Genomic DNA, 6,064 nt, shown 5'->3' on the forward strand with positions numbered 1-6,064 from the left:
GCGCGGACGCCCGGGCCGCGGCGGCGGCGGCCCCCGTCCGACCGACCCCCCTCCCACCGGCCCCTGACCCGGCCGGCGTCGCCGTGCTGCTCATCTCGGGCGGCACGACCGGCAAGCCCAAGCTCATCCCGCGCACCCACTGGGACTACGCGTACAACGCGGCGGCCAGTGCCCGGCTGTGCGGGTTGACCGGCGAGGACGTCTATCTGGCCGCGCTGCCCGCCGCGCACAACTTCCCGCTGGCGTGCCCGGGCATCCTGGGAGCGCTCGGGGTCGGCGCGACGGTGGCCCTGGCGCCGTCCCCCAGCCCCGAGATCGTCTTCGAGCTCATCGCCCGGGAACGGGTGACGGTGACGGCCCTCGTTCCGGCGCTGGCCCGGATCCTGGTCGACGCCGCCGACTGGGAGCAGCCGGACACCACCAGCCTGCGCCTGCTCCAGGTCGGGGGAGCCCGGCTGGACGCCGAGCTGGCCCGGCGCATCCCGACGGTCCTCGGCCCACGGGTCCAGCAGGTCTTCGGCATGGCCGAGGGGCTGCTCAACTACACCCGCCCGGACGAGGACGCCGAGCTCTCCTTCACCACCCAGGGCCGGCCGCTCGCGCCGGCCGACGAGATCCGGATCGTCGACCGCGACGGTGCCGACGTGGCGCCCGGCGAGATCGGCGAGCTGTGGACCCGCGGCCCCTACACCGTCCGCGGCTACTACCGGGCCGACGAGCACAACGCGATCGCGTTCAGCCCCGACGGCTTCTACCGCACCGGCGACCTGGTCCGACTCACCGCGAGCGGCAACCTGGTCGTCGAGGGCCGAATCAAGGATGTGATCAACCGTGGCGGTGAGAACGTCTCCGCCACCGAACTCGAGGAGCATCTGCTCGCCCACCCCGCGATCGCCCAGGCGGCCGTCGTGGCGGCGGCGGACGAGCAGGTCGGCGAGAGTGTCCGCGCGGTCGTCGTCCTGACGCCCGGGACGACGCTGACCCTCAAGATGATCAAAGCGTACCTGCGCGAGCGGGGCCTGGCCCGCTTCATGCTTCCCGACCTGCTCACGGTCGTCGACGCGATACCGCTCACCCCCGTCGGAAAGATCGACAAACGGGAGCTGCGCCGCCGTCTCGGTTAGCGCCGCCCGGCCCCGCCGCGGGCGCGGACCCGCGCGGCCCGGCGCAACCGCGCCCGCGCGCCGCCATCCCGTAGCCGTGCCCGCCTTCCAGGGACGGCGATACGAAGCCGCACCACCTCCATCACCGGCAGTCGCTTCGGCCGGCCCGAACTGAGTGCATCCCACGACCGCGGGTCGGGATCGGCCCGCGGCTGAGCAAAGAGAGAAACGACAGTGCGAGACACGCCGAAAGCCAGTGGGCGCAGTACGGCCGGCGCGACCGACGCGGTCGGCGCGGACAGTGCGACCGACACGGACAGTGCGACCGACGCGTTGCGCGAGGAGATCCTGGATCTGGCCATCGGCCCGATGCCGGGCTGGGGCGCCGGATGCGCGCGGGACATCATGGCGACGCTGAAGTCCGACACCGAGCCTTTTCCCTGCGTCTTCGCGGTGGCCGCGGCCCACAAGGGCGGGCTGCGGTTCGGTTTCGTCGAGGACCTGCGCGACGAGCGGACCTGGTCCGTCCTGCCGGACATCCTGGCCACCTACCTGTCGGTCTACCAGTCGATATCGCGGGACACCTCACTGGTCGTGTTCTTCGGCTCCGGTGGCCCGACGGCGGGGCCGGACAACGACGACGTCCTGTCCTACGAGCAGCGGTTCTGGTCGATCCTGAGCTACCTGCACGACAGCGACGGTGAGCCCTGGCCGTCGGACATCCCGACCGACACCGACGATCCCGGCTGGGAGTTCAGCTTCCGTGGCACCCCCATCTTCGTCGTCTGCAACACGCCGGCGCACCGGCGACTGCGCAGCCGCAGCAATCCGGTCTTCACCATCACGTTCCAGCCGCGCTGGGTCTTCACCGGACTGGAGCCGACCAGTCCGCGGGGCGCGGCCGCCCGGAAAATCATTCGCGAGCGCCTCGCCCGGATGGACGAGGTGGACTCGACCCCGCTGCTCGGCTCGTACGGCGACCCGGCCAACCGGGAATGGAAGCAGTACTACCTGCGCGACGACGCCTCGGTCGCCGACAGCTGCCCGCTCCACGCCGGATCCGGCCGCCGGCCGGCCGACATCACCGCCGGGACGGTGACCGTGGAAACGTCCCGCGCGGTGGCCGGGGAATCGGTGGCCGAGTCGGCGCGGCCGGCGCGGCCGGCGCGGACCGAGCCGGCCGCGACGGGTCCGTTCAAGGTGGTCGTCAACCAGGAGCAGCAGTACTCGGTGTGGCCACACGGGCGACCCAACGCGCTCGGCTGGTTCGACACCCCCGTCACGGGATCCCGGCAGCACTGCCTGGACAGCATCGAGCTGACCTGGGCCGACATGCGGCCACGCAGCCTGCGCCGGCGGATGGCGGGACACGGCGGCGCCGGCTCGTCCGGCGGCGCCGCGCGGGTGCGTGCCGGCCGGTACGGCGTGGTCGGCGATCCGGATCCGGCGGCGGGCCGCGGGCCGGTCGCCACGAGTGCCGTCTGACTGGCAGGGAGAACCATGGTCACGAGCCGGCCTTCCAGCACCACGCCGGGTCCCACCGGCGACGCCGCCGGGGGCGGCATCGATCTCGCCCAGCGGGAATCGGCCGCGGACGACGTCTTCAGCGGGCGGGTGGACCCGCTCGTCGGGCGCTCGCTCACCGCCCTGGTGGCCGAGGCGACCCGCGGGACGCCGGCCGCGACGGCCGTCGTCGATCTGGCGGACCGGGAGGCGGACGGAGCTGTCACCCTCACCTACGCCGACCTCGAACGACGGGCCGAGGCCCTCGCCGCGTCGCTGCGCGCGGTCGGCGTCGGCCCGGAGATGACCGTCGGCGTGTGCCTGCCACGCTCGGCCGCCCAGGTGGTGGCCCTGCTCGGCGTGCTGCGTGCCGGCGGGGCGTTCGTCCCGTTGGACGCCTCCTGGCCGGCCCGGCGCATCAGCGCGGTGGCCGACGAGGCCCGGATCTCCGCGGTGGTGGCCGGGACGGCCGGCGCCCCGCCGGAGCTGTCGGCCGGCGCCGGCTTCGTGCCGTTGCTCCGGCTGGACCCCGCCGGGCGGCTCGCCACCGCCGGCACGTCCGCCAGCGCGGTCCCGGCCGTGGAGCCGAACTCCGGCGTGAACCCGTACTCGGCTGGGGGCCCGCACTCGGCTGGGGGCCCGTACTCGGCTGGGGACCCGTACTCGGCTGTGGATATGGAGAACCTCGCCTACGTCATCTACACCTCCGGATCGACCGGGACGCCCAAGGGCGTGATGATCCGTCATCAGGCGATCTGCAACCGGCTGCGCTGGCAGGTCGACCTGCTGGGCCTCACCGGCGGCGACACCGTCCTGCACAAGGCGCCGCTGACAATCGACATCTCGATCAACGAGATTTTCCTGCCGCTGGTCGCCGGGGCGCGCATCGTGATCGCGCCGCCCGGCGCCGAGACGGATCCGGGCGCCCTGCTCGAGATCGTTCACGCGCAGGCGGTGACGTTCTGCTACGTCGGACCGGCGACGCTCGGGGCGATGCTCGAACGTCCGGACGCCGAGGAGGCGGGACGTTCGCTGCGCCACGTCTGGTGCGGCGGCGAGGTCCTGCGCGACGAGGCCTACCGGCGCTTCCGGCAGCGGTGGCGGGCCCGGCTCTACCACGGCTACGGTCCGGCCGAGGCGACGATCGGCGTCTCCTGCCGGGTGTTCGACCCCGACCAGGCCACCGCCCGCGTCTCGATCGGCCGGCCGAACCCGAACACCCAGATCCGGGTCCTGGACGCCGACTACAACCCGGTGCCCCTGGGCGCCACCGGCGAGCTGTTCATCAGCGGGTTGCCGCTGGCCCGGGGCTACCTCAACGATCCGCGCCGCACCGCGGACCAGTTCGTGCCCGACCCGTTCAGCTCGGAACCCGGCGCTCGGATGTATGCCACCGGGGACCTGGGCCGGTTCCGCGCCGACGGGGAGATCGAGTTCCTCGGCCGGGCCGACAACCAGGTGAAGATCCGCGGCTTCCGGGTGGAGCTGGAGGAGATCGAGAACGTGCTGTGCGGCCAGCCCGGCATCCGCCACGCCGCCGTCGTCGTCGTCCCCGGCAGAACGGGCGGCGGCGACACGGGCGGCGGCGGGACCGGCGACGGTTCCCGCGTGGCCCGCGTGGCCTGCTTGGCCTGCTTGGCCTCCGCCGGATATCTCCGTCGTCGAAGGTCAATCCATCTAATCATCTTGGCATGCTAATTCAATGCGCTGCGGTTCTGCGGGAGTGATTTCACGAGTCCGTGCCGGCCGGCCATTGTGGTCTCTCTGTCCGCGGACGTACCTTTTTGGTTCAGCCTCGTGCGTTCCGGTCGTGGCCGATTAAAGTTGGATGAGCAGTCGTAGATCGGGCGATGCGAAGTCTGCGAGGGACTGTGATGCGGGGACGAATGTCGACGCGCGGTTCGCGTGAGCCCACGTCGATGCACACGGGCGGCGATGTCGGTGCCGCCATCCACCTCGACAACGCGGGAGGCGATATGAACAGTGTCGATATAGCGCTGAAGGAGTCGCTGGAGATCGGGGGCGCGCTCGGGGCGGCCCTCGTCGATTTCACCAGCGGCATGACCCTCGGCACGGCCGGAAATGCGCACACCCTCGACCTGGAGGTGGCCGCCGCCGGTAACACCGAGGTCATCCGGGCGAAGCTGCGGACCATGGAGAGCCTCGGCCTGCAGGACACCATCGAGGACATCCTCATCACGCTGGGCCGCCAATACCACCTGATCCGCCTGTTGCAGAGTCATTCCGGCCGCGGCCTGTTCCTCTACCTGGTGCTGGACAAGGGGCGGGCGAACCTCGCGCTGGCCCGCCACCGCCTGCGCGCCGTCGAGGCCCAGCTCGACGTCTGACGCCGACACCGTCGCCCCGGCTTCAGCGCGTCCCCGCGCCCCTGCCTCAGCACGGGCCGGGGCGCGCTGCTGGCGTCGAGAAGAGGGCACACTGGGCTCGACGGAGCAGCGGAGGCGAACGTGACGATACTGGTCGAAACCAGGCCGACCGTCCCCGGGGCGGGGACGCGCGCAGCGGGGGCGGGCCGATGGTGACCGGCCAGCCGGTCCTGCGGATCCGCGGTGCGGTGCTGGTCGGGCCGGAGGAGGTCCGCGACGAGCTGTGGGTCGTCGACGGGCGAGTCAGCTTCGCCGCGCCCACGGGCACCGCCGGCCGGGACGTGCGAACGGTGTCCGGTTGGGCGTTGCCCGGCCTGGTCGACGCGCACTGTCACGTCGGTCTCGATGCCGGCGGCGCCGTGGATCGCCCCACCGCGGAGGAACAGATCACCACCGACCGCGCGGCCGGCGCGCTGCTGCTGCGCGACGCCGGTTCCCCGGCGGACACCCGCTGGGTCGACGACCGCGACGACCTGCCCCGCCTGGTGCGCGCCGGCCGGCACATCGCCCGTCCCCGCCGCTACATCCGCAACTATGCCGCCGAGGTCGAGCCGGCTGACCTGGTGGCCGAGGTCGTCGCCCAGGCCGGTCGCGGCGACGGCTGGGTCAAGCTCGTCGGGGACTGGATCGACCGCGGCGTCGGCGACCTCGCGCCCTGCTGGCCCGCGGACGCCGCGAAGGCAGCGATCGACGCGGCCCACGCGGCCGGCGCCCGGGTGACCGCCCACTGCTTCGCCGAGGACTCGCTCGCCGACCTCGTCGGGGCGGGCATCGACTGCATCGAGCACGCCACCGGGCTCACCGAGGACACGATCCCGCTGTTCGCCGCGCGGGGGGTCGCGATCGTCCCGACCCTGGTGAACATCGCCACCTTCGAGGGCATCGCCCGCGGCGCCGAGGAGAAGTTCCCCGCCTACGCCCGGCACATGCGGGCCCTGCACGCCCGCCGGTACGACACGGTGCGGGCCGCCCACGACGCCGGGATCCCCATCTACGTCGGCACCGACGCCGGGGGCAGCCTGCCGCACGGCCTGGTCGCCGCCGAGGTCGCCGAGCTGCGCCGCGCCGGCC

The 6,064-nt window shown here is 72.9% G+C and carries 5 protein-coding genes; all 5 read left to right on the forward strand.

The features are described 5' to 3' along the window. The coding region (locus tag ND748_RS22705) for a (2,3-dihydroxybenzoyl)adenylate synthase (protein WP_251747989.1) at window positions 1-1,124 on the forward strand (1,124 nt) is incomplete at its 5' end. A gap of 213 nt (window positions 1,125-1,337) precedes the next feature. Further along, the gene (locus ND748_RS22710) at window positions 1,338-2,588 is read left to right on the forward strand and encodes a YqcI/YcgG family protein (protein WP_251747990.1); all 1,251 of its coding nucleotides are present in this window, start codon (window positions 1,338-1,340) and stop codon (window positions 2,586-2,588) included. A gap of 15 nt (window positions 2,589-2,603) precedes the next feature. Further along, on the forward strand, window positions 2,604-4,304 hold the full coding sequence (locus tag ND748_RS22715) for an amino acid adenylation domain-containing protein (RefSeq protein WP_251747991.1): 1,701 nt from the start codon (window positions 2,604-2,606) through the stop codon (window positions 4,302-4,304). A gap of 278 nt (window positions 4,305-4,582) precedes the next feature. After that, window positions 4,583-4,954 carry a hypothetical protein gene (locus tag ND748_RS22720; RefSeq protein WP_041940970.1) on the forward strand — a complete coding sequence of 124 codons (372 nt, stop codon included), beginning with the start codon at window positions 4,583-4,585 and terminating at the stop codon, window positions 4,952-4,954. Between the two features lie 188 nt (window positions 4,955-5,142). Then, window positions 5,143-6,064: amidohydrolase family protein (locus tag ND748_RS22725; RefSeq protein ID WP_251747992.1), on the forward strand; the 922-nt coding region annotated here is incomplete at its 3' end.

This window comes from Frankia sp. AiPs1, assembly GCF_023716945.1.
Taxonomy (GTDB): domain Bacteria; phylum Actinomycetota; class Actinomycetes; order Frankiales; family Frankiaceae; genus Frankia.

What these genes read in the sequence shown, in the direction of transcription:
- ND748_RS22715 (WP_251747991.1), top strand. Translation starts at nt 2,604, where the DNA reads ATGGTCACGAGCCGGCCTTCCAGCACCACGCCGGGTCCCACCGGCGAC.
- ND748_RS22720 (WP_041940970.1), top strand. Translation starts at nt 4,583, where the DNA reads ATGAACAGTGTCGATATAGCGCTGAAGGAGTCGCTGGAGATCGGGGGC.